20 protein-coding genes are annotated in these 23678 nt (G+C 46.1%); 17 read left to right on the top strand and 3 right to left on the bottom strand.

All coding sequences use genetic code 11. The annotated features are described in order from the left end of the window. The first annotated feature begins 33 nt into the window (after positions 1 to 33). The 4 genes from BO225_RS07100 to BO225_RS07085 all read left to right on the top strand — a co-directional run bounded on the left by BO225_RS07100 (position 34) and on the right by BO225_RS07085 (position 4886). Positions 34 to 1221, top strand: a complete 1188-nt coding sequence (locus tag BO225_RS07100; protein ID WP_076341561.1) for an oxygen-binding di-iron domain-containing protein — start codon at positions 34 to 36, stop codon at positions 1219 to 1221. 80 nt (positions 1222 to 1301) lie between these two features. Then, positions 1302 to 2009, top strand: coding sequence for a deoxyribose-phosphate aldolase (deoC, locus tag BO225_RS07095; protein ID WP_076341560.1), 708 nt, complete (start codon positions 1302 to 1304; stop codon positions 2007 to 2009). A 1-nt stretch (position 2010) separates the two neighbouring features. Next, positions 2011 to 4416 carry a glycyl radical protein gene (locus BO225_RS07090; protein WP_076341559.1) on the top strand — a complete coding sequence of 802 codons (2406 nt, stop codon included), beginning with the start codon at positions 2011 to 2013 and terminating at the stop codon, positions 4414 to 4416. Further along, a complete protein-coding gene (locus BO225_RS07085; protein WP_076341558.1) occupies positions 4410 to 4886 on the top strand; it encodes a methylated-DNA--[protein]-cysteine S-methyltransferase in 477 nt (158 codons plus the stop codon). Before BO225_RS07090 ends, BO225_RS07085 begins: the two co-directional genes overlap by 7 nt. Before the next feature lie 13 nt (positions 4887 to 4899). Here the strand turns inward: BO225_RS07085 and BO225_RS07080 are convergent, their stop codons facing one another. Further along, entirely contained in the window at positions 4900 to 5964 is a 1065-nt protein-coding gene (locus tag BO225_RS07080) for a sugar kinase (RefSeq protein WP_076341557.1), read from the bottom strand. A 356-nt stretch (positions 5965 to 6320) separates the two neighbouring features. Between BO225_RS07080 and BO225_RS07075 the strand changes: the two genes are divergently transcribed. From BO225_RS07075 to BO225_RS07025, 11 genes are all read left to right on the top strand, one after another. Next, positions 6321 to 6692, top strand: a complete 372-nt coding sequence (locus tag BO225_RS07075) for a BlaI/MecI/CopY family transcriptional regulator (protein WP_076341556.1) — start codon at positions 6321 to 6323, stop codon at positions 6690 to 6692. Between the two features lie 166 nt (positions 6693 to 6858). After that, positions 6859 to 8232 carry a PTS mannitol transporter subunit IIBC gene (locus BO225_RS07070; protein WP_076341555.1) on the top strand — a complete coding sequence of 458 codons (1374 nt, stop codon included), beginning with the start codon at positions 6859 to 6861 and terminating at the stop codon, positions 8230 to 8232. 6 nt (positions 8233 to 8238) lie between these two features. Then, positions 8239 to 10281, top strand: coding sequence for a BglG family transcription antiterminator (locus BO225_RS07065; protein ID WP_076341554.1), 2043 nt, complete (start codon positions 8239 to 8241; stop codon positions 10279 to 10281). A gap of 20 nt (positions 10282 to 10301) precedes the next feature. Next, positions 10302 to 10766: a PTS mannitol transporter subunit IIA gene (locus tag BO225_RS07060; RefSeq protein ID WP_076341553.1), complete on the top strand. Its 465-nt coding sequence runs from the start codon at positions 10302 to 10304 to the stop codon at positions 10764 to 10766. Continuing rightward, the gene (gene pfkB, locus BO225_RS07055) at positions 10763 to 11698 is read left to right on the top strand and encodes a 1-phosphofructokinase (RefSeq protein ID WP_076341552.1); all 936 of its coding nucleotides are present in this window, start codon (positions 10763 to 10765) and stop codon (positions 11696 to 11698) included. Before BO225_RS07060 ends, pfkB begins: the two co-directional genes overlap by 4 nt. Positions 11699 to 11703: 5 nt before the next feature. After that, complete coding sequence (locus BO225_RS07050; protein ID WP_076341551.1) at positions 11704 to 12954, top strand: alcohol dehydrogenase catalytic domain-containing protein; 1251 nt, start codon at positions 11704 to 11706, stop codon at positions 12952 to 12954. A 72-nt stretch (positions 12955 to 13026) separates the two neighbouring features. After that, positions 13027 to 13770 (top strand): HAD-IIB family hydrolase, encoded by a 744-nt coding sequence (locus BO225_RS07045; RefSeq protein ID WP_076341550.1) that lies wholly within the window; start codon positions 13027 to 13029, stop codon positions 13768 to 13770. A gap of 69 nt (positions 13771 to 13839) precedes the next feature. Then, a complete protein-coding gene (locus BO225_RS07040; protein ID WP_076341549.1) occupies positions 13840 to 15315 on the top strand; it encodes a family 1 glycosylhydrolase in 1476 nt (491 codons plus the stop codon). A 2-nt stretch (positions 15316 to 15317) separates the two neighbouring features. Then, a complete protein-coding gene (locus tag BO225_RS07035) occupies positions 15318 to 15731 on the top strand; it encodes a pyridoxamine 5'-phosphate oxidase family protein (RefSeq protein ID WP_076341548.1) in 414 nt (137 codons plus the stop codon). A gap of 109 nt (positions 15732 to 15840) precedes the next feature. After that, the gene (locus BO225_RS07030; protein ID WP_076341547.1) at positions 15841 to 16749 is read left to right on the top strand and encodes a LysR family transcriptional regulator; all 909 of its coding nucleotides are present in this window, start codon (positions 15841 to 15843) and stop codon (positions 16747 to 16749) included. 209 nt (positions 16750 to 16958) lie between these two features. Next, positions 16959 to 18260, top strand: coding sequence for an O-acetylhomoserine aminocarboxypropyltransferase/cysteine synthase family protein (locus BO225_RS07025; RefSeq protein ID WP_076341546.1), 1302 nt, complete (start codon positions 16959 to 16961; stop codon positions 18258 to 18260). A 51-nt stretch (positions 18261 to 18311) separates the two neighbouring features. Here the strand turns inward: BO225_RS07025 and BO225_RS07020 are convergent, their stop codons facing one another. Both BO225_RS07020 and ftsH read right to left on the bottom strand, forming a co-directional pair. Next, the gene (locus tag BO225_RS07020) at positions 18312 to 18917 is read right to left on the bottom strand and encodes a flavin reductase (RefSeq protein ID WP_198936113.1); all 606 of its coding nucleotides are present in this window, start codon (positions 18915 to 18917) and stop codon (positions 18312 to 18314) included. Positions 18918 to 19012: 95 nt separating this feature from the next. After that, positions 19013 to 20878 carry an ATP-dependent zinc metalloprotease FtsH gene (ftsH, locus tag BO225_RS07015; protein ID WP_076341544.1) on the bottom strand — a complete coding sequence of 622 codons (1866 nt, stop codon included), beginning with the start codon at positions 20876 to 20878 and terminating at the stop codon, positions 19013 to 19015. A 210-nt stretch (positions 20879 to 21088) separates the two neighbouring features. Here ftsH and BO225_RS07010 point away from each other — a divergent pair, with 210 nt between their 5' ends. Together BO225_RS07010 and BO225_RS07005 are read left to right on the top strand one after the other, a co-directional pair. Further along, complete coding sequence (locus tag BO225_RS07010) at positions 21089 to 21838, top strand: alpha/beta hydrolase (RefSeq protein ID WP_233120306.1); 750 nt, start codon at positions 21089 to 21091, stop codon at positions 21836 to 21838. A gap of 73 nt (positions 21839 to 21911) precedes the next feature. Then, on the top strand, positions 21912 to 23609 hold the full coding sequence (locus tag BO225_RS07005; RefSeq protein ID WP_076341543.1) for an ABC-ATPase domain-containing protein: 1698 nt from the start codon (positions 21912 to 21914) through the stop codon (positions 23607 to 23609). The last annotated feature ends 69 nt before the right edge of the window (positions 23610 to 23678 follow it).

Below are 23678 nucleotides of genomic sequence, written 5' to 3'. Positions count from 1 at the left end.
AATACCAAGAATGACAATAGAAAGGATAGACCTATGAAGCGACAAGTAAAAAACAATGTTTACTGGATCGGCTATATTGACTGGGAGCTAAAGCATTTTCATGGCGACGATTATTCTGTGGAGCATGGATCCAGTCAAAACGCCTATTTGATCCAAGAAGAAAAAACAGTATTGATCGATACGGTATGGATCCCGCATCGCTTTGATTTTATTGAAAACTTAGAACAAGAAATCGATCTGCATTCTATCGATTATATCATCGCCAACCATGGAGAATGCGATCATTCAGGCGCGCTGAGCGATCTGATGGAAAAAATCCCTGACACGCCGATTTATTGTACGAAGAACGCTGTCAAGAGTCTTGAAGGACAATACGGCAAAAAAGGATGGAATTTTCATGTAGTGAAAACAGGAGATACGCTGGAGATCGGCAATGGGAAAAAATTGATCTTTATTGAAATGCCGATGCTTCATTGGCCAGATTCTATGGCGACCTACTTAACAGAAGACAATATCTTGTTTTCAAACGACGCGTTTGGACAACATTATGCGATCGAAGAACTCTTTAACGACAAAGCCGATCGATGCGTGATGATGAAAGAAGCGATGAAATATTATGCGAATATTTTAAACCCATACGCGCCAATGCTTATCCGCAAACTGAAAGAAATTGAATCGTTCCATTTGCCGATCGATATGATTTGTCCAAGCCATGGCGCGATCTGGCGTAAAGAGCCATCCCAAATCATTGAAAAATACGCAGAATGGGCTAATGCCTATCAAGAAGATCAAGTGACGATCGTCTACGACACGATGTGGAACGGCACCGAAAAGATCGCGCATAAAATTGCAGAAGAAATTGCCCATCAATCGCCAAATACAATCGTAAAAGTATTCAATATCGCGAAGACCGATAAAAACGATATCATGACAGAAATCTTAAAATCGAAAGCGATCGCGCTAGGATCGCCGACCGTAGGCAACGATATTCTATCCAGCGTAGCTGGATGGCTTGCTTTCTTAAAACAGCTCAAGTTCAAAGGCAAGAAAGCAGGCGCATTTGGAACGTGGGGATGGAGCGGAGAGAGCGTGCCCCATTTAAAAAAATACTTGACCGAGGCTGGCTTTCATGTGATCGATGAAGAAGTCAAAGTTAATTGGACGATGCAAGAAGACGATCTAGCACAGGTCCCTGCGTTTGTAGGATCTTTGCTGAAATGAGCAGAAAAGAGCATATATTGCTCTTTTTTTATTGTTTTCTCCTCGATCATGAGCGTATGATGAGAATAGGAGGAAAGATTATGAAACACCCAAACAAAAAAGCATGTGAAATGAGCACAGAGGAACTCGCCTCTTATATTGACTATTCTGTCTTGAAACCTGAATTTACCGAAGAAGAGATCATCGACTTGACAAAAGATGGCGTCAAGCTTGGCTGCGCGACGATCTGCATCAACCCAGCCTATATGGAACTCTTAGAACCTTATGTAAAAGGAAGCAAGACGATGCTTTGTCCTGTCACCGATTTTCCATTTGGCGCAAGCTCGACCAAAAGCCGCGTCGAACAAATCGAAGAAGTCGCTAAATACGATACGGTCAAAGAAGTCGATATCGTTGCCAACTTTGGCAAGATCCGCTCTGGCCTTTATGATGAAGTGCTAGCGGATCTGAAAGAATGCGCTCAAGCCGCTCATAAATATGGACGTGAAATCAAAGTGATCTTTGAAACCGACGCGCTCAACGAAGAACAGATCCGCAAGATGGTTTCTATATGCAAAGAAGCCGGCGTCGATTTCGTCAAAACGAGCACAGGCTTTTTAACTGGCCATGAAGCACATGGGGCAACTCCAGAAGTCATCCAGATCATGATGGATGAAGCAGGCGATGAGATCAAGATCAAAGGTTCCGGATGTATCCGCACCCAAGAACACTTCTTCAAATTGATCGATATGGGCATCGATCGCATGGGCGTTGGATATCGCTCAGTGCCAGTCGTTCTTGGACTTTAAAATGACTCGCTTTTTAAACTACACGGCCGTAGATTCTACGATCAACTGGGAAAGGATCGATACGATCCGACAAAGACTCACCAAACGACAGGCGAGTCTTTGTTCTCAGCGAGCCGTCTTCTATACGCAAAGCTTTCAAGAAAGCGAGGGCGAACCGTACATCGTAAGGAAAGCCAAAGCATTCGCCTACACCCTAGAACATATGGATCTTTACATCGAGCCAGACAGCTTGTTTTTTGGCAACCAAGCCTCTAAGAGCTTTGCGGCGCCGATCTTTCCAGAATACTCGATCGAATGGGTCATTGACGAGCTCGATGGAAGAAACGGAGCCACTCCATTCGAACAAAGGACTGGCGACCGATTTGAATGCGATGAAGCGACAAAAAAAGCGCTCTACGCCATCGAACCTTATTGGAAAGGAAAGACCCATCAAGATCAAGTTCAAGCCCATCTAAGCGACACGATCCGGCAGGCCGCTAAACAAGGCACCCTTCATTTAGGGGGGATTTCTATGTCCGGCGATGGACATATCGTGATCGATCATGAAATGTTGTTAGAAAAAGGGCTTTTGGGACTGATCGAGAGAGCGAAAAAACGTCAAAAAATCCAGAAGGATCCGTATGATCAAGCCGTCGAGATCGTCTTAACAGCCAGCCTCGCCTTTTGTGAACGGTACGCATGCCTTCTTGAAGATATGGCAAACCTAGAAGCGGATCCAATCCGTAAAAAAGAACTGGAACACATGGCTCATATCGCTCGTACGATGCTTCGAGGCAAGGCGAGATCGTTTTACGAAGCGATCGAAAGCGTGTATATGCTTCATGTCTTGCAAATGATCGAATCTAATGGACATTCGTTTTGTTTTGGAAGATTCGACCAATATATGGAACCGTATTATACGGAGGATCTAAAACGAGGAACACTTAATCAAGATAAGGCGCTCGAACTCATCACTCACTTTTTCTTGTTGTGCTCCATCAATAACAAAGTACGCCCGTATGGCCATACGCGCTTTTCACAAGGCTATCCGCTCTATTCCAACCTCGTGGTCGGCGGTCTTAAAAAAGATGGAAGCGACGGCACCAATCTCCTTTCGTACTTATGCATGGAAGCGATGCATCAGACTCGTTTGGCCGAGCCTAACTTTTCGATGCGCTATCACGCCCGTACTCCCAAGCCTCTTTTAGAGCGCGCCGCTCTTTTGATCCGCACAGGCTGTGGAATGCCATCCTTGTTCAATGACGAAGTCGCGATCAAAGGCTTGCTTGATCTTGGCGTAGATCGAGAAGACGCCTATGATTATTGTCCGATCGGTTGTGTAGAAACAGGGGTGCCTGGAAAATATGGACACCGGGCTACCGGAATGACGTATGTGAACTGGGGAAAGGTGCTCGAAATCGTGCTCTACCATGGCAAAGATCCACAAACAGGCATTCAGCTTTTGTCTTTGAAAGAAAACTATGAAACGTATGAACAAGTGTGGGAAGCGTGGGAAATGGCGCTCCGGTTTTATTCAGATCTTGCGGTAGAGTGCGATAAGATCTGCGACGCCTCTTTGGAAATCTACGATGCCGATCTGCTCGCCTCTTGTTTGATCGCCAACTCCTTCGAACTGCAAAAAACGCTCAAAGAAGGAGGATGCAAGTACGATATCATTTCCCAATCCAACATTGGACCGTGCGTGGTGGGCAACTCGTTGGCCGCCATCAAACAAAAAGTCTTTGAAGAAAAGGTCGTTTCTTGGAACGAGATGATCCAGGCGATGGAGGACAATTGGAAATCCGCTTCCTCGAAACGGATCCAGAAACTTTTGTTGGCGGCTCCAAAATTTGGCAACGACGAAGTGTATGTCGATCAGATCGTTAGCGATGTATTCGAATCGTATTTAAAGCTTTTGCCGCACTATACGAGCCTAAGAACAGGAAAAGGGCCGAAGATCAGCGCGTATACGATGTCTACAAGCAACATCACCTCGTATGTCCCGAATGGACTTGATGTGGGCGCCACACCCGATGGACGAGAAGCAAGAGCCCCGCTCAATGAAGGCTGTTCTCCTGTGCAAGGAACGGATCGAAATGGACCGGGTGCTGTGATCAATTCGGTTTCTAGGCTTCCAAATTCGAAAGTGGCGGCTGGCCAGCTCTTGAATATGCGCTTTGCCTTTGAATCGCTAGAGGGCGAAGAGAATCTTGAACGCTTTCTTGCGTTTTTGCGTGTCAGCCAACAGAAGGGGATCTATCATAACCAATTCAATATCCATTCTTCACAGCTGCTCAAAGAAGCGCAAAAATATCCTCAACAGCATCAAGATCTGATCGTTCGGGTCGCTGGATATTGCGCTCAGTTCGTATCGCTCATGCCCGAAGCCCAAGATGCGATCATTGCTCGTACGGAAAATCAATGGTGAAAAAAATACACATCTACAAGACTCCAGATCCATTTTCCGATCTCTTGCTGGAAAGCGAAAATGGCGCCTTGATCCGTATCCGTTTTATCGAGACGTCTGATTTTATTGAAGAGGAAGATCGGACTTGTTTTGGCGGGATCATTCGATGGCTCGATCTCTATTTTGCCGGACATAAGCCTAATTTCACGCCTCGTCTTTCTTGGAAATATGGAACGCCTTTTCAGCAGGAAGTGTGGAAAGAGCTGTTAATGATTCCTTATAATACGGTGACAAGCTATAAAAAGATCGCGCTCAAAATGAATCGAGCGCCTTCTTCATCGCAAGCGGTAGGGCAAGCGATCTCTAAAAATCCTTTTATGATCGTCATCCCGTGCCATCGTGTTGTTAAGTCGGATGGCTCGCTTTCCGGATATGCTGGCGGGATCCAAAATAAAAAGCGTCTTTTAGAACATGAAAAGAAGACAGGTTGAACAAGCCTGTCTTCTAACGTTTGATATCGTAATTCATTTCGATGAGGTTTTTGATGAGCTGCTCGTCGTCGATCAAATTTCCATCGCCATGGATCGTATGTTTGAGCACGCTGCTTGCTACCGCAAAATCGATTTGTTCTTGAAGCGGGAACTGGTGGATCATCGCGTAGATTAATCCGCTCGCGAACGCGTCCCCACCTCCGACTCGATCTAAAATATGGAAACGGAACGATTTGCTTTCGAACGTTTTTCCTTCTTGCCACATATACGCCTTCAAGCTGTTTTCGCTGACCGTATGGGCGGTCCGAACATGGCGGGCGATGCATTTCAGATTTGGATAGCGTTCTATGAAACGTTGGAAGATCGCTTCTTGTTCTTCTAACGAAGGCTGATAAGGAATATCGTCTTTCCAATCGCCTTTGGAAGGATCTCCTTCTTCTTTCCATAAATGATACGGTTCGATGCCTAAGAGAACATCGACATACGGAAGGCATCGCGTACAAAAATCGCGCGCTTCTTCCCAGGTCCACAACGTGGCGCGGAAGTTGCCATCAAAGCTGACGATAATGCCTTTCTCTTTCGCTTTTTTTAGGCAATCCAAAATAAATTGAGCGCAGTTGTTCGAGAGGGCAGGCGTGATGCCGCTCAAATGGAGCCAGTCAAAACCATCGAGAAGCGCGTCGAGATCGATCTTAGAAAAGTCGAATTCGCTGATCGCGCTATGTTTGCGATCGTACGTGACCTTGCTTGGACGGATCCCATATCCTGTTTCTAAATAGTAGGTGCCTAGTCGATGGCTAGGGGTCTCTTCTTCTGTAGAAAGGATGACCGGAGTGCAATGGACATCGTTGCTTCGAAGCATGCGGATGGCCGCCTTGCCTAGCGGGTTGTCGGGAACGATCGAAAAGAAGGTGCTGTCCACACCAAGGTTCGATAAAGCAAGCGCGATATTGGCTTCGCTCCCTCCATAATTGGCCTCGAACATATTGCTTACGATGATCTTTCCATAATTAGGAGGACTCAATCTTAATAAGATCTCTCCAATTGTAATAAATTTTGTTTGCGTATTTTGTTCCATAAGAATAACTTATCATACTTTGTAAAAAATAGACATTTGAAAACGTTTCCAGTCAAAAAAGTATCGTATCCTAAGTATATTTGTGTTATACTGATTAAGTTGGTACGGGCAATAACGTAATTTAATTTCATGATTCTTGTACGTACGAACTTTTGTTTCTGTTAAATTTTTATATATCCAAGTCCTAAAGTATTTAGATAAGTCAAGGAATGCATACAATCGAGAGTGATTTTCGTTCTTATAATCATAGATTGCTCATTTTAACGAAAAAAATGAAGAAACGATATATCATTTCCTTGTAATTTTTTGCAGAAAAATTTATAATAGAATTGTAAAAATAAAGAGAGGTCAATGTAATGAAAGTTTCCCATTTAACCAAACGTGAAAATGAAATCATGGAGATTTTTTGGAGATCGAATAAGCCATTGTCATCCAATGATATTTGCTTGGAAGCCCCACACATCAGCAAAAACACAGTACAGGCCGTTATTCGAAAACTCTTATCTATGAATTTCATAGAAATCGCTGGTCTTGGCTACAACAAAAATGCTTTGACTCGTGAATTCAGTCCATGCATTAGCCAAGCAGAGTACTTTGATAACTTCTTAGTACGCGACACTTCCTTTGAGCTGGCAGCGAATTTCATCCAGCATGCCACAAGCCTTGAAGTGCTCAATCAAATGGAAGATTTGATCAAGGAAAGAAAAGCAGAACTTGAATCAAAATAAAGAGACAACGTCGTTGTCTCTTTATTTTTTTTGTCATGATCCAAAAGACATTCTCTTTGATTCTTTGACACAACTCGGTGTGCCAAATAAAAATCGGACCACATAGAAAAAAAACGAAGACTTTTTTATACTTAAATCAACAAAACAAACAAGAAAGGAAAGAATCATGAAAGAAAAAGTTCAAAAATTTGGCCGCGCTCTATCGAGCATGGTCATGCCCAACATTTCTATTTTTATCGCTTGGGGTTTGATCACCGCTCTTTTTATTCCAAAAGGATGGCTTCCAAATCCGACCCTCAACGAAATCGTCGCTCCGATGCAACGCTTTTTGCTTCCGCTCTTGATCGCCTACTCTGGCGGAAAGATGATCTATGAACATCGAGGCGGTATTATTGGCGCGTGTTTTGCGATCGGGATCATCGCCGGAACGGAAACACCGATGTTTATCGGCGCCATGATCGCCGGACCTCTCGGCGGCTATTTGATGAAAAAAGTCGACACCCTCTTGGATGGACACATCCCAAGTGGATTCGAAATGCTCGTCAACAACTTTTCAGCCGGCATCCTTGGCGCGATACTCGCCTGCGTTGGCTGTCTATTGATCGAGCCCGCTTGTGTGGCGATCACTTCGGCTCTTTCGTACGGTGTCAATTGGCTTGTAGAGCATTCATTGCTTCCTTTGACTTCGATCTTAGTCGAGCCAGCCAAGATCTTGTTTTTGAACAATGCCCTCAATCACGGCATCTTTACTCCTCTTGGCATGGAACAAGTCCAAGAAACAGGAAAATCGATCTTCTTTATGATCGAAGCCAACCCGGGACCGGGCTTAGGTTTGTTGCTCGCGTATTTCTTTTTTGGAAAAGGAGAAGTCAAAGAATCGTCGCTTTCGGCGATGATCATCGAATTTTTCGGTGGTATTCATGAAATCTATTTTCCATTCGTGCTCATGAATCCGATCACTTTGGTCGGAGTCATTCTCGGAGGCATGAGCGGTGTCTTCATCAACACGCTCTTCCACTCTGGATTGGTCTCGGCCGCTTCGCCAGGCTCGATCATCGCTATTCTTGGCATGTGCGCGAAAGACAGTTATCTAGGCATCTTGCTTTCGATCCTTGTGGCTGCTGCTGTCTCGTTTGCAGTCAACGCCATCTTGTTGAAAGTGTTTGCGAAAGAAGGCAACTTACAAGAAGCTCAAGCGAAAGTGAACGCCAGCAAGCAAGCCTCCAAAGGACTCGCTCCTGCAGCTTCCTCTTTCGTGCCAGCCGATCTCAAGATCGTCTTCGCATGCGATGCAGGCATGGGCTCGAGCGCGATGGGAGCCGCCAACTTGACGAAAAAACTCAAAGCGGCGGGCATCGATATCACAGTGCCACATTCCGCGTTAAATGAAGTGCCTCTCGACACGCAAATCATCGTGACCCAGAACTCGCTTGTCGAACGAGCGAAAGCGCGCTGCCCGCAAGCGAAGATCTATCCGATCCAAAACTTTATGGCCAGCAGCGAATACGATCAGATCGTGCATGATCTTTGTGGAGCTTAAGGGAAAATGCTGTATTCCAATCGGTTCAAGCAAATCTTGAAGATCTGCTTAGAACAGGATCCAGACTATGTTTCGATCGATGCTTTGGCGAAACGTCTCAAAACTTCGAGGAGGACGATCTTTCGTGAATTGCAGAATGTCGATCTCAAGCGCTATCGTCTTTCTCTTGCAAGCAAAGCGGGGAAAGGGATCCGCCTAGAAGGAAAAGAGGAAGATAAGCGAGCTCTTCTTGATGATCTAGAGGCTGAATCGATCCCTTACTTTCATAAAGAGGAACGGCAGAAGTATCTCGCCTTCGAGCTGCTCCGCTTTCCTGAAGTGAAGAAGCTCGTCTATTATGGAAATCTATTTGAAGTCTCGGAAACGACGGTTTCGAAAGATCTAGAAGCGATCGAGCCGCTTTTGGCTCGATACGATCTAAAGCTCGATCGCACCCATAAAAATAAGATTCAAGTTCTTGGGAGCGAAGAAAATAGGCGGAGGGCGATGAGCGCCATCGTTCATAATACACTTGAAAACTTTCAAAACGATGTCGACTCCTTAGATCCGCAAGCGCTGCAAAAAGAAATTTTCGCCTCCAGCAACGAAGGGATCTTGAAGCTTTTGAACCAAACGATCCTTGATGAAGTCTTGGATCTGTTTACGAACGAATATAAAACGCTGCATCTCGATCAATACGCCCAAAGCGCCTACATTGGCTTGATCATTCATCTTGTCGTAGCCATCGAGCGTATCCAAAAAGGAGAAGAGATCGTTTCCGATCCTGCGCTCTATGCTTCGATCGCCAAGACTTCAGCGATGGAACAAGCCCAAAAGATCAGCCAAAAGCTCGAGGAGACGTTTTTGATCCAGATCCCGCAAGCCGAGACGACTTTTATCGCCATGCATTTGCTGGGCTCCAAAAGCGCCAATCCACAAAATACGAATGATAATAAACAAATCGATGAGCTCGCTTTCTTTTTGATCGAGCAGCTGCCTTTGCCGATCCGCTCTTCGCTCAAAATGGATCCTCAATTCATGCAAGGCTTCATCACGCATTTGCAGCCAACGCTTATCCGCCTTCAATATGCGCTTCCGATCTATAATCCGCTTCTTGAGAAGATCCAAGAACAATACCCGAGCTTGTATGCGGACACAAAAAAAGCCGCTAAAAAATTAGAAGCGAAGATCGATTTGTCGATCTCTGAGGCAGAAATTGGTTTTATGACGATGCACATTGGCGCCAGCCTAGAGAGAAGGCGGATCGAAGCCCGTCGAACAAAGGTCCAAGCCGGAGTCGTGTGCGCTTCTGGGGTCGGCGTTTCGGCCTTGCTGGTCGCTCGCCTACAGTCGGTATTTCAAAATCGCATCAAATTTAAGACACTCTCTTTAGAACAATATTATCAACAAGATTTTGAAGGGCTCGATTTGATCATCACGACTTTCGAGCTTCAATCGACTCGTTTGCCGGTAATCAAGGTCAATCCGCTCCTCTCCGCGCAAGATATCGACACGATTCGTGAAATCATAGCGGATCTGCCGATCGCGCGATCAGCGGATCAAAGCGTCGATCACCAACAAAAGATCGCTTCGATCCAGCAATGCAGCCAGCAAATGTTGGGGATCTTGAACAATTTAGTGTTCGCTCACATCGATCCAGACGCTTCGGTGGAAGATATGATCGGAGAAGCCAGTGTGTTAGCGCTCGGAAACCAGTCCATGATCGAGGAGGCCCTCAAAAAAAGAGAAGAGATCGGCTCTTTGTTCATAGATGAGCTCCATTTTGGCTTGCTTCACGCCACAAGCGAAGGCGTCAAGAGCGCGCAAGCGCAATTTATTTGGCCAAAAGAAGGAAAATTCACAAAGTATCCTAAGATCGAGGCTGTCGTTGTCTTATTGTTGCCTAAGGCGCATGCAATGTATGAACAAAAGCTTCTGTCTTTGATCACGATCAATATGATGGAGTCAACCGAACTGAAACAAGCGGTCTTGGCTCAAGAGGAAAGAAGGATCGTCTCCGTGCTGTCCAATTTGTATTTGGAAATGCTTCAGACAGAATCCTTCGCATAGAAAGAGAAAAGGAAAAAAACATGGCACTATTTAAAAGAAAGAAAAAAGAAGAGAAACCGCAAATCTTAAAAATCGAAAATATCCGCGTGAATCAAAAAGCCGACAGCAGTGACTCGGCGATCGTCTCGATCGGAACGGTCTTGCGCAACGCTGGCTATATTGAAGAGCCTTATATTCAAGGAATGCTCAACCGCGATCATTCTTTGACGACCTATATTGGAAACGATATCGCCATTCCCCATGGCGAATATGAAGTCAAAGATTATGTCAAAAAGACGGGGCTTGCGGTCGATATTTATCCGGAAGGGATCGCGTGGGGTGGCGGAACTGTACGCATCGTGATCGGAATCGCCGCAACGACTGACGAGCATGTAGCGATCCTTCAAAATATCGCGGAAAAGCTAGGCGATATGGATGTCGTAGAGCAAGTGGTCCAAGGCGATCCAGACTTGATCTATCGTGTTCTTACAGGAGAAGCAGCATGATCGTCACGGTCACGTTCAATCCAGCGATCGATAAGACCGCTCTTGTGGATACACTTGTGGTCGGAGGTCTGAATCGGCTGCGCGATGTGCGACAAGACGCGGGCGGCAAGGGAGTGAATGTTTCGAAAACGCTGTTAGCGCTTGGCTCGAATAGCTTTGCGACTGGATTTTTAGCAGGTTCGAGCGGACGCGTCATCGAAGATAGTTTGGATCATCTTGGCATCGAGAATGAATTTGTGTGGGTCGAGGGAAACACCCGGACGAATTTGAAGGTGCTCAATGCCAAGATGGAATTGACCGAACTCAATGAGCCGGGACCTTATGTAGAGATGGAGGATGTGCAAGCGCTAGTCGAGCTGATCAAGAAGAAAGCTGATCCTTCTTCGTATGTGGTCTTGTCGGGCAACGTATCGCCAGGCGTAGAAAATAAGATCTATAAAGAGATGATCGCTTCACTCAGGGAAAGCGGGATCCGGGTGCTTCTCGATGCGGATGGAGAGCTTTTCAAGGAAGGGATCCAGGCTAAGCCATACGCGATCAAGCCAAACCGCTTTGAGCTGGCTCAATATTTTGGGGTGAGAGAGCCGGAAAGTTTAGAAGATACAGTTATGCTTGGCGAAAAGTTGTTGAATGATCAAACACGTCTTGTCGTCATCAGCATGGGGGGCGAAGGCGCGCTGTTTTTAAGCGAAGAAGCTTTCTTGTATTGTCCTGTGTTGCCGATCGATTTGAAATCGAGCGTGGGCGCGGGCGATGCGATGGTGGCGGCGATGGCGCTTGGATTGGAAAATAAGCTTTCTTTAGAAGAGCTGGCGATCCTATGCATGGCAACAAGCGCGGGCGCTTGCACGACTGAGGGCACGCAGCCCGCGAGGCTTGAAGTGATCGAAGATCTGAAGGATCTTGTACAAATAGAAAGAATGAGAGGGTAATCGAAATGAAAACTAGAGCAGTCCGTTTATATGGGGTGGATGATATTCGCCTCGATACATTTGAGCTTCCTGAAATCAAGGACGATGAAATTTTAGTCAAGGTCGTTTCCGATTCGATTTGCATGTCGACTTGGAAAACGGTCAAGCAAGGGGAAAAGCATAAGCGTGTGCCTAACGATGTCAAAGAGCATCCGATCATCATCGGTCACGAATTTGCGGGAGATATCGTGAAAGTAGGGAAAAAGTGGCAGGACACGTTCAAGCCGGGCCAAAAGTTCGCGCAGCAGCCCGCCATTCCTGGCCAAATGGAGTCGCCAGGGTATTCATATGAATGGTGCGGGGGCGATACAGAATATTGTATTTTTCCAAACGATATTTTAGAGGCTGGTTGTGTCTGGACGTTTGATGGCGATTCTTATTTCGCAAGTTCGGTGGCTGAGCCAGTATCGTGCTGTATTGGTGGTTATCATACGAATTATCATACAAAGCCTGGAGGATATCAGCACATCATGGGAACGAAAAAAGATGGAAATCTAATCATTCTTGGTGGATGCGGCCCGATGGGACTAGGCGCGATCTCGTATGGATTGACGTATGAAAACAAGCCGAAGCGAATCGTTGTTACGGAGATCAACGATGAAAGGATCGAGCGGGCGCGGGAAGTCATTTCGGAAGAAGAGGCGAAAGAACATGGAGTCGAGCTGATTTATGTCAATACTTCGAAAATGGACGACCAAGTCAAAGGGCTTATGGAACTGAGCGAAGGGAAAGGCTACGACGATGTGTTCGTGTATATTCCGAATCAAGGGGTTTGCGAGATCGGTAACCAGATCATGGCCTATGATGGATGCATGAATTTGTTCGCGGGGCCGACGGATCCTAAATTCTCTGCCAACGTCAATTTGTACGATTGTCATTATTCGCGCAGCAAGATCATTGGCAGCACCGGTGGAACGATCGATGATATGAAAGAGGCGATCGACAAAAACAACGCGGGTCTGATCAATTCGGCGGTCATGATCACGCATGTTGGAGGACTCGATTCGGTCGTTGAAACGACGAAGGATCTTCCAAATGTCCCGGGTGGAAAAAAGCTGGTCTACACGCATATCAATATGCCGATGACTGCGATCGAGGATTTTGGAAAGCTTGGAGAAAGCGATCCGTTCTTTAAGGAATTGGATGCGGTATGCAAAGCGAATAAAGGATTGTGGTCCAGCGAGGCCGAAAAAATGTTGTTGGAGCATTTTAGCTAGTCGATCGACTAGCTTTTTTTCTTGTCTTTTTGAGTAGGCGTGGGACAATGGAAGGGGACCAAGGAGGACGTTATGAAGATTTTGGCAAGTGATTACGATGGAACGCTTCATTTTGAGGATGGTTATCATCCAAAGGATCTAGAAGCGATCAAAAGGTTTCAGAAGGAAGGAAATAAGTTTGGATTGTGTTCGGGGAGACCTTTGAGGAATTTATGGGATCTGCAGACCAACGATCTGCATTTTGATTTTGTGATCGCTTCTTCGGGAGCGAGCGTGGCGCTCTCGAAAGAGGAAGTGTTGTTTGAAGATACGCTTTCGAAAATGGTTTTGGAGCAATTGATCGAGATTGCGGACATCCAAGGGATGGTAGTTGTCGGCATGGAACACTTTTTTGCGGATCCGAATTCGTGGGCGGCCAAAAACGTGGCCAAAAAGACGGTGATCCTCTCTTCTGTCGAGCAGATCAATGAGCCGATCTTGCAAGTGTCGATCGAAAGAGAGAGCGAAGAAGAGGCGAAGTCGATCTTAGAAAAGATCCATGCGAAAAACGTGAACTGCAGCACGTTTCGAAATGGTACGTTCGTGGATGTGGTCGCTTGGCCGCATTCGAAGGCGACAGGCATCGAGGCACTGGCACAGGCGTTTGGATGTTCCAAGTCTGATTTGTATTGTATTGGGGACAACTACAACGATTTGCCGATGATCGAGGGAATCGAGCATAGTTTTAGTTTTCCTTACGCGCCTGAACCAGTGCAACAAAAGGCGCAAAGGATCGTTTCTTCGATCGCGGAGGCGATCGAGATCATCGAAAAATAGGAACAACGTTTCATTTTTTGTTCCATTTTTTCTCAGTATAATAAAGAAAAAGAAAAGGAGAAGATGGCTATGAGTTTTCCAAAGGATTTTTTATGGGGTGGCGCAGTGGCTGCCAACCAATATGAAGGGGGCTGGAACGCTGGGGGAAAAGGTGTTTCGAGCGCGGATGTCGTGACAAGAGGATCGAGAACAACGCCTCGGTATGTAACGTATAAAACGGCGGATGGCAAGATCCATAAGGATGAGCTCTTTACGCTCGATGCCCCAGAAGATGCTGTATTTGGGGTGTTTGAAGGCTTTGATTATCCGTCTCATGAGGCGGTGGATGGCTATCATCGTTTTAAAGAGGATATCGCGTTGTTTGCCGAAATGGGCTTTAAAACGTTCCGCCTTTCGATCAACTGGACGCGGATCTTTCCTACGGGGCTAGAAGAAGAGCCAAACGAAGAAGGGCTTCGCTTTTATGATGAATTATTCGATGAATGCTTGAAATATGGGATCAAGCCGCTCGTGACGCTTTCTCATTATGAAACGCCGATCGGATTGAGCAACGAATGGGGCTCTTGGGTGGATCCTCGCACGATCGACGCGTATCTTCATTATGTCGAGGTCGTTGCTGAACGCTATAAAGGAAAAGTAGAGTATTGGTTGACGTTCAATGAGATCAATACGTTGGAGCATGGAGGCTTTATGGGGGCTGGTGTGCCTTCAACGGATCCTAAAAAACTGGCGATGGCGACGAAGCATCAGCTTTTAGCGAGCGCTGAAGCGGTCAAGCTGCTTCATGAGATCGACCCGCGCAATCAAGTCGGCAATATGATCGCGTTCATGGCGTATTATCCTTTGACATGCAATCCGGAGGATATCATGGCTTGCTGGCAAGAGATGAATACGAACTGGTTCTATTGTGATGTGCAGGCGCGTGGCTATTATCCAGCATTCAAGCTTAAAGAATACGAGCGAGAGGGGATCGATATTCATTTGAGCGAAGAGGAAAAGAAGGTCTTGAAGGAGGGAACGGTCGACTTTATCTCGTTCTCGTATTATATGAGCAATTGCGCGGCTAAACAAAGCGACGCGGCCGAAACATCGATTGGAAATATGTCGCTTGGCTTCAAGAATCCGTATTTGAAGGCTTCGGATTGGGGCTGGCAGATCGACCCGATGGGACTTCGCTATTCTTTGAATATTTTGTATGATCGCTATCAAAAGCCTTTGATGATCGTGGAGAACGGAGTTGGCACGCAAGATGTGCTCGAAGAAGATGGATCGATCCACGACCAAGCGCATATCGAGTATTTGTGGGATCATATCAAGGCGATGAAAGAGGCGATCGAAATCGATGGCGTGGATTTGATTGGCTATACGCCTTGGGGTTGCATTGATCTTGTGTCGGCTTCGACGGGAGAAATGCACAAACGCTATGGCTTTATTTATGTCGATTATCAAGACGATGGCACAGGAAAAGGAGCTCGTTTGAAGAAGGATTCATTTGATTGGTACAAGCAAGTGATCGCCTCCAACGGGGAAGATCTTGGAGAATAAGCGTGCGGAAAGAAAAGTGCGCTCTTGATCGTGGGGCGATCGAAGCGCTGATCTTGAATAATACGTATGGAACGCTAGCGCTGAGCCAGGAAGGAAAGCCGTATTCGATTCCGATGAATTATGGATATCGAGATGGATGCTTTTATTTCCATGGCGCGCAAGAAGGAATGCGTTATGAATATGTACAAGCGAACCCCAATGCTGGTTTTTGCATCGTTGATCATGAAACGCTGCGTCCTGAGCTTTTTTCGACCGATTACGCCAGCGTGATCGCGCATGGAAAGATCGAGCTTGTCGAAAAAGAAGACGAAAAAAAAGAATGGCTTGATGGCTTTGTTGGAACGCTGCGCGCCAAAACGACTCGTGGAAGGAAGTACGTATATCGACCGGGTAGTATTGAATACAGCCGTCTATAAGTTTACCGTTGAAAAGATCGAAGGCAAACAAAGACAAAGGTCATGATGAATGAAGAAGTCCTCTTGGATGAGGGCTTTTTTTGGGTAGAATAAAAAAAGAGGTGTTCGCATGAATATCAATCAACTTAAATACGTTTTGAAGATCGCCGAATGTCATTCGATGCGCGAAGCGTCGAGTCGACTCTATATTTCTCAACCCGCTCTTTCTTCCAGCGTTCATGAACTCGAAGAAGAGCTTGGATTCCTGCTCTTTGAAAGGACGAATAAAGGAGTCGCTTTGAGCAAGGAAGGGCGGGATTTTGTCAACTTCGCCAAAAAAGCCGTCGGCCAATATGAAATCTTGGAAGATCGGTTTTTAACGAAAAAAGATGAGCGAGAACGCTTTTCGGTCTCGACCCAGCATTTTACCTTCGCCATCGAAGCGTTTACGAACGTGATCAAAAAATTTGATCCCCAAAAGTTCGTGTTTTCGATCCATGAAACAAAAACGAAAGCGGTGCTTGATGATGTTCGAACTTCCAAAAGCGAAGGCGGGATCGTATCGTATTCAAGCGCGAACAAAGCGCTCATGAAAAAACTGTTTCGAGAATATGGTTTGCTTTTTACACCACCGATGCAGCGAGAAACGTATATTTATGTATGGAAAGATCATGATTTGGCAGGACGTAAAGAAATCTCGATCGAAGAAATGGCGCCCTATCCTTATGTTTGTTTCGATCAAAGCGTAGAAGGAAGCCTGTATCTCAACGAAGAGGCGATGGCCGATCATGTGTTTGAGAAGATGATCAAATCGGATGATCGAGCCACATCGATGGAAATCATCGCGAAGCTAGGCGGGTATTCGATCGGTTCAGGTATGCTTTCTAGAAAAGATGCCACTCTACAAGGCTTGAGCGCGATCAAGCTCATAGAAGAAGATCCTTTGATCATCGGCTATATCACCCGCAAAAGAAGCACGTTTTCACTCTATGGAAAAGCGTATATCGAAGAATTGCTTCAATATCGCGAAATTGAATGATCAATTTTTCTGATCACCGATGATCAAAACCAAAAAGTTACAACCACCCTCCTTCCTAGTATAATATGACCAATTCAATCCAAAGGAGGAAGAAAATATGGGCTTGCATTTTTGTTTTGCTCGATGCTTCTTTAGTGAACGAATGCTTTGCTCCCGGACCTATGTTTGGGAGTCGATCAACAATTAAACACGAAAGAAGGAGAAATAAAATGAGTGATTATAAATTTGAAACATTACAACTGCACGTTGGACAAGAACAAGCCGATCCCGCGACGGATGCGCGCGCCGTACCGATCTATCAAACGACCTCGTATGTATTTCATGATAGCCAGCACGCGGCAGACCGATTTGGATTGGCAGACGCCGGCAATATTTATGGCCGCCTCACCAACTCCACTCAAGAAGTCTTTGAAAAGCGGATCGCCGCGTTAGAAGGAGGGATCGCCGCGCTGGCCGTTGCTTCAGGAGCGGCCGCGATCGCCTATACGCTTCAAGCATTGGCAGCCAATGGAGGTCATATCGTCGCTCAAAAAACGATCTATGGAGGCACCTATAATTTGCTGGCCCATACGCTCCCTCAATATGGGATCGATACGACCTTTGTCAATGTGCACGATCTTGAAGAGCTGGAAGCCGCTATTCAAGAAGACACGCGCGCCATTTTTTTAGAAACGCTCGGAAATCCCAACAGCGATATTCCAGACATCGAAGCTGTTTCCCAAATCGCCCATCGTCACGGGATCCCCGTAGTGATCGACAATACATTTGGAACCCCTTTCTGGATCCGGCCCATCGAGTATGGCGCCGATATTGTCGTCCATTCGGCCACAAAATTCATAGGCGGTCATGGAACGACATTAGGCGGAGTGATCGTCGACTCAGGCAAATTTGATTGGAGCAAAAGCGATAAATACCCGAATATCGCGGCGCCCAATCCAAGCTATCATGGAATCTCGTTCTATGAAGCGGCAGGACCTGCTGCGCTTGTCACTTATATTCGCGCGATCCTTTTGCGCGATACGGGGGCGACGATTTCACCATTCAACGCGTTCTTATTGCTGCAGGGGACCGAAACGCTTTCGCTCCGTTTAGAACGCCACGCTCAAAACGCCAAAAAAGTCGTTGAATATTTACGCAAACATCCCCTTGTCGAACGAGTCAACCATCCTTCGCTTCCTGACCATCCAGACCACGCATTATATGAGAAATATTTCCCGAACGATGGCGGATCGATCTTTACTTTTGATATTCGTGGAGGCCAAGAGGAGGCTTGGGCATTCATCGACGCGCTAGAGATCTTCTCTTTGCTTGCAAACGTGGCCGATGTGAAAAGCTTAGTGATCCATCCTGCTTCGACCACCCACTCGCAGCTTTCAAAAGAGGAGCTCGCCGAACAAGGGATCCGGCCAAATACGATCCGGCTCTCAATCGGGACCGAGCATATCGACGATCTTCTTCAAGATCTCGAACGTGGATTCGAGGCTGTGAAAAATCGACAAAAAGAACGATAAAAAAGAAAAGAGATCCAAGCGATATATTTCGCTAAGATCTCTTTTTTGATTTTATAGATCGATCGGTTCAAAGTCAGAAGCCGGGTGCTTGCACCAAGGGCAAATGAAGTCAGATGGAAGATCGGCTCCTTCATAAATGTATCCGCAAATAATACATCTCCAGCCTTTTTTCCCGCTTGTCGTTTTCTTGTCTTCGAATTTTGGTTTGATGTGCGTGTGATAATACGTATAGCTAGCGCTAGGAACGTCGCTGAGTACTTTCGCTTCGGTCACGAACGCGACAAACATCACATGCGAGCCAAGATCGATCTCCTGATCGACTTCGCAGCTCACAAACGCGTTGGTTCCTTCCGTAATATAGTAGAGTCCATTTTCTGAGCGCGCCTTGTGGTCATAGTCTTTGAATTTATCAAAATCGCGGCCTGACTGGAATCCAAAATGACGGAAGATCTCGAATTTCGCGTCCTCATCCAAAATCGAAATATTAAATTTACGACTTCTTTGAATCAGTTCACACGTATAACTGTCTTTACTGACGCTCACTGTCACGACATCAGGCAGTTCAGAAGCTTGGATCGCCGTGTTGATGATACAACCAGAATTGTGTTCGCCATCGCAACCCGTCAATACAAACAGACCATACGTAAAATTTCGCATAACTTGTGCATCCATGAATGTAATACCTCTATTTCTATCTTACATCCATTATTGACTTTTTTCGTTCCAGATGTATCCTCAAATGCTTTCTTTTTTTAGTTTTCGCTTTGAGAAGACGGGATCTGCGCTGGCTTGTTCAAGATTTCCATGAACTCTTCGCCTGAAATCGTTTCCCTCTCATATAAGAATTTGGCAAGATCGTGCAGCTTCATCTTATTTTCATCTAAGATCGAATACGCGTCTTTGTACGCTTTCTTGATCAAGTCGATCACTTCTTGGTCGATCTTGGCCGCTGTCTCATTCGAGCAAGCTAGTGTCGTGTCTCCACCTAAGTAGGCGTTGTTGACTGTCTCTAAGGCTGTCATTCCAAAATTTTCCGACATTCCAAGGCGAGTGACCATGGCCCGCGCAAGCTTTGTGGCTTGTTCGATATCGTTGCTCGCGCCGCTTGTGATCGAATGGAAGACAAGATCTTCGGCCGCTCTTCCTCCACAATAGGTCATGATCCGCTGGTATGCTTCTTCTTTCGTCAATAAGTTCGTTTCTTCTTCTTCGACTTGCATCGTATAGCCTAAAGCGCCCTTTGTACGAGGAATGATCGTGATCTTATGGACAGGCGCCGTGTTTTTGCATTTGGCCGCGACGAGCGCATGGCCGATTTCATGATAAGAGACGATCATCCGCTCTTTTGGCGAAATGACAGCCCCTTTCTTTTGTTCGCCAGCGATCACGATCTCGATCGCTTCTTCAAGATCACGCTGCGTGACTTGCTTGCGGCCATCGCGGACGGCTAAAAGAGCGCCCTCGTTGATGATGTTGGCAAGATCGGCCCCACTCGAGCCGGCAGCCGCCCTTGCGATGGCGTTGTAGTCGATTTCTGAAGAGGTCTTAATGTTTTTCGCATGTAGCTTCAAGATCGCTTCCCGCCCTCTTAGATCTGGCAGCTCGACAGGGATCCGGCGGTCAAAACGACCAGGACGTGTCAAGGCAGGGTCCAAGGTGTCCGGACGGTTGGTCGCGGCTAAAAGTACGACGCCTTTCGAACCATCGAAACCATCCATTTCCGCTAAGAGCTGGTTGAGCGTTTGCTCGCGTTCATCGTTGCCGGTGATTCCCCCAGAATCTCTTTTTTTACCGACCGTATCGATCTCGTCGATAAAGACGATGCATGGGGCTTTTTCGCGGGCCTGCTTAAATAGATCGCGCACTTTGGCCGCGCCTCGACCAACGAACATTTCAACGAATTCAGAACCTGAGATCGAGAAGAATGGAACGCCCGCTTCTCCAGCGACGGCTTTTGCTAATAAGGTTTTCCCTGTGCCTGGAGGGCCGACAAGAAGTGCGCCCTTTGGCATCTTGGCGCCGATCTCTTTATATTTTGCCGGGTTGTTCAAGAAGTCGACGATCTCTTTAAGATTGTCTTTCGCTTCTTCTTGTCCGGCTACATCTTTAAAGGTCGTCTTCGTTTTTTCGCCGACGTAGACTTTCGCGTTCGATTTGCCTAGGCCTCCCATCCCAAAGCCGCCTTGACTAAAGGACATTTGATCTGGCAGGTCGCCCATCTTCTTTTGCATGCGTTTAAAGAACCATGTGCCAAGTCCATACAAGATCACAAGAGGCAAGAAAAAGGAGATCAAAGAAACGAGGATCGGATTCATTTGACTCGTCGGGATCTGCGCGAACGTGGCGCCCGATTGCTTCAGGCGGTTGACAAGATCTGGATCGTTCATCGCGACCGTTTCATACTTTTGGTCTTCTCCTTTGAGCGTGTAGGAGATCGTGTTGTCCTGGATCTGGACTTTATCGACTTTTCTCTCCTCGACTTGATCTAAAAAGGTCGAATAAGATTCGTCCTTGATCCTTTGCGAGCTTAGAAAAGGGAACAAGACCCAGTTCAGGAGAACGACCACGATCAAAGCGATCAAATAATAGTTGTATAGCGATTTTTTTTGTTTATTCATAGACTTCTCCTCTAATTGGAATGTCTTTATTATACTTGTTTTTAGCAACATATCAACAAGAGTGCTAGCTTGTTTAAAGAAAGATTAGAATTCACACGATGCATAGACATTTCATGAATTGTATTATGTTCTGTATTCTTTTTTTTTCTTATTTTTACCCGTATAATAGAGAATAGGAAAGAAAAGAAAGCGCTTAAAAGAAAGGAATTCATGAGTATGATCTTAAAACAACCATATTTAATCGAAGAATTGCATCGAATGACGACTTTGCACATTTATTTGCCAGACGACTATGATCAAAGCGACCAGCGATATCCGGTCATGTATATGCTCGATGGTCATAATTTGTTTTTCGATGAAGACGCGACATATGGCAAAAGCTGGAGTCTAGAGGCCTTTTTATCCACGTATGAGAAGCCATTTATCATCGTTGGCATCGAATGCGATCATGAAGGCAATAACCGCCTTCATGAATATTGTCCTTATCCCAAGGAGCATTCTTTTTTAGGACCGCTCAAGGGCAATGGCGAATTGTTCATGCACTGGCTTGTTCATACGCTTAAGCCTATGATCGACATGCGTTTTCGGACATGGCCTTCGCGCGAGGCCACGGGGATCGGCGGATCATCGATGGGAGGATTGATGGCATATTATGGCGTAATCCGTTATAACCGCATCTTTTCGAAGGCAGCTTGTCTTTCGCCCTCTTTGATTTTATGCGCCAAAGAACTCGAAGAAGAGGTGGGGGAGGATTGGCTGCATCCCGATACGCGTTTGTATTTGAGCATTGGCGATCAAGAAATGAGCCGGGATAGCCAGACGCTTTATTCGTATTTAGATCATTTTGCTTCGATCACAAAGCCCGCCCTTTCTCAAATCAATATCATTCCGGATGGGAAACACAATGAAGCGAGCTGGGAAGCGCAAAATAAAATGTATTTTGATTATTTGTGGTGTTAATTGTTATTGAAGTCATAATACAAGTTTTGTTCATGAAAACACGCTATGATGAAGATGCATTGAGGTGTAGTTTATGAAAACAAAACAAGATTTGATCCAAATTTGTCAAAGGATACAAGGACGGGGATATCCAGCCTATAAAGACTGCAGAGGAGAATACACCTGTCCTTCTTATATTTTATCGATCGACCACGTGCAGGGCGACCCGTTCGCCGCGCCAAGCGACGTATCTATCCGCGTGCCCAATACGTTTCCTAAAAAATTCCACGATACAAAATATCGTCGTGTATCGTTAGAGGATCGTCTGCTTCGCTTTTTTGTCAAGCAACTCAAAGACGACCCGTTCAGAGGCAAAGGGAGCGGAAAAAGCGGTGTGATCTCGATCTCAAAACCAAAACAAGAGGTCTTGGAACGTTCCGCGATCCGAGTTGAAGAGGATACGATCACGCTCCGCTTTCATGTTGGCTTTCCAGCCAATGGGCGCAAAGTCCTCTCCTTAGAGCTTTTGCGTATCCTTTTTGATTATTTGCCTTCTAAGATCGAATCGGCTTTGCTTTATGAAAAATTAAGTGAAACCGACCGGGAAGCGCTCATGATCGCTCACAGCCTAGCGGACGATCAGCATGCGCTGCGCGAAGCGATCAAAGAGAAAGGACTTGTCGCTTTTGTGGCCAATGGTTCGATCTTGCCAAGAAAATCAGGCGTCTCTCAAAAGCCGATGGAAGAGGCCGTGCCTTTTCTTTCTCCTTCTTCTTTGGAGGTGAAGATCGTGCTGCCGCATCGCAAAGAGATCAAAGGCATGGGTATTCCAAAAGGGATCACGCTGATCATCGGGGGAGGCTATCATGGTAAATCGACTTTGTTGATGGCGCTAGAGCGAGGGATCTACGATCACATTGATGGGGATGGTCGTGAATTTGTCGTGTGCGATCCTACCGCGATCAAATCGCGCGCCGAAGATGGACGAAGCGTCCATAACGATTTTATCGAAACGTTTATCCGCGATCTGCCAAACCACAAGTCGACTAAAGATTTTTCGACCGAAGACGCTTCGGGCTCTACTTCGCAAGCCGCTTCTGTGAGTGAATCGCTTGAGGCGGGCTGCAAGCTTTTGTTGATGGATGAAGATACGAGCGCCGCCAATTTTATGGTGCGGGACGCTTTGATGCAAAAAGTCGTCCATCGCGACCAAGAGCCGATCGTTCCTTTGGTGGATCGGATCGAGCAGTTGTATGAAATGGAAGGGTGCAGCACGATCTTGGTGGCTGGCTCGAGTGGCGCCTTCTTTGAAGTGGCGGATCTTGTGATCCAGATGGATCAATACATTCCATTGAATGTGACGGATCGAGCGAAGGAAATGGCGCTGGCGTATCCAAGCTTATGCTCCCCGCATACGAAAGAAAAGCCAGAAGCGTTTTATCGGAAGCGTGTATTGCTTCCTGGTCCGATCGGAAGCAAAGACCGGATCAAAGTGAAGACCCAAGGCTTAGACGCAATCATTCTTGATCAGGAGCCATTGGATGTGCGTTTGATCGAGCAGCTCATCGATCCAGAACAGCTTCCTACTCTTGGAGCCATGGTGCTCAAAGCCCATCAAAAGTATATCGATGGTAAAAAAACGTTAGGGGAAGTCGCCGATCTGTTGATGGAAGAGATCGAGAAGAGGGGACTAAGCGTGCTTGGAAAGCGCGATTTTTGTCAAGTGCGGAAACAAGATTTCATGGCGGTCATGAATCGGTATCGTTCGCAAAAAATGAAACAAAAAAGATAAAGACCGTGTGAATCTGTCCTCTAAAATACCATGATGTTTATATTGATTGTTAAGGGTCAATTTCTTATA

This window comes from Dubosiella newyorkensis (genome assembly GCF_001945605.1).
GTDB lineage: Bacteria > Bacillota_I > Bacilli_A > Erysipelotrichales > Erysipelotrichaceae > Dubosiella > Dubosiella newyorkensis.
The sequence above is the reverse complement of the archived record's forward strand: the minus strand, read 5'-3'. Positions and strand labels throughout refer to the sequence as shown.